This is a genomic window from Virgibacillus sediminis (genome assembly GCF_042643265.1).
Lineage (GTDB): Bacteria > Bacillota > Bacilli > Bacillales > Amphibacillaceae > Virgibacillus_O > Virgibacillus_O sediminis.
Window position 1 is genome coordinate 1 of the sequence record NZ_JBHRRZ010000029.1, and the last position, 1,382, is coordinate 1,382.

Annotated in this window: 1 protein-coding gene; it reads right to left on the bottom strand. The window is 44.9% G+C overall.

The window, feature by feature from the left end:
- Positions 1–51 precede the first annotated feature (51 nt).
- Positions 52–1,272, bottom strand: coding sequence for an ISL3 family transposase (locus tag ACFODW_RS12355; protein ID WP_390306899.1), 1,221 nt, complete (start codon positions 1,270–1,272; stop codon positions 52–54).
- Positions 1,273–1,382: the final 110 nt, after the last annotated feature.

Genomic DNA, 1,382 nt, shown 5'->3' on the forward strand with positions numbered 1-1,382 from the left:
AAAAAAGGTTCTAAGTCAAATGTTGGGGTGGGAGTCCAAACTCCTGCCCCTTTATCCTAATGAATTGCCGATTGATTTGAATTGATGATGTAATAAAACGCGATGTTTCAAGCGGTCATACCTTCGGAAACCAAATGCGTTTCTTTTAATCACCTTCGTTTGGTTGTTCAACCCCTCAATAAAGCCATTATTGTATCCAAAGGCAAAGCTGTTCAGGATCTCAGGCTGCCAGTTCTGAAGGGTCTGGATCGCTTTGATAAACTCTTCCATCCCCGACTTCTCCACTTGGCGGTAAAAATGGTATAAGCCCGTCTTTACCTTCCCGATGTTTGCCTGTCCTTCCTTCTTCGCCCCTTCAAACCAGGTACGGAAAGATTCCTTCAAGCCATAGGCAGTTCGCAATTCTTCCGACATTCCCAAGTACCTTTCCAGGTACCAGTGCTGTTTTTCGCTCAGATTTTCGTAGTGTTTGTAAAAGACATGCTTCATGCGCTTGCATTTCTTTCGATCATACGGATGAAATTCTTTCTGCACCCTCCTGCGCACACGTTCCAGTGCCCAATAAATATAACGGCAGAAGTGGAAGCGATCGTCAATAATAATGGGCTTTCCCAGGGCTTTCTGAACGGCGGATTTAAATCCGTAGCTCATATCCATGATGACCATCTCCACTTCGTCGCCTTTTTCCTCCAGATACCTTTTCACCGTGCTTACAGAGCGATCTGGAAGAATATCCAACGGACGCCCCGTCTTTGCGTCGCCAATGATGACCTGATATTTTCCTTTGTCTGTATCCCCTTTGTATTCATCGATGGCAATCACCTTGGGCAGCGTTTCTACTTCTCTCAGCCTACCGGACGAAATCTGATCAAACCGGCGCATCGCTGTTGTAGGAGAGGTATGGTATTGGGCAGCGCTGTCCTTAAAGTTTTTTCCCTGAATAATCCGAAGGCCTAGAGCCTGGTTCCATTCCACCGTATGACGCTGATAGCGATTTACGAACGGGTTCTTTTCGGGGAATCTCTTGCCGCACTCACATGCATACCGACGCTTCCGATAGAAAAGATAGGTTTTTCGCTCAAACAGTTTTAAATGCTGGATCTTTTGGGAGCGATAATCATGGATTCGCTCCGTCATCGTCCCACAATCAGGGCATCTATGGGTCTTCTTAGGCAACTGGACATGGATATGGTAGGCGCTTTCTGCCTTTTCCAATTTCAAGATCTTCGTATTTTCAAAACCCGGTAAATTCATGTTAGAATACATATGCACGCAACTCCTATCCTTCTTGTTTCTCGTCAATTCAAGTGTAAAGGATATAGGAGTTTGCGTGTTTTTTTATGCTTAAGTTTTTGGAAACCCCAACATATATTTTAGAGCCA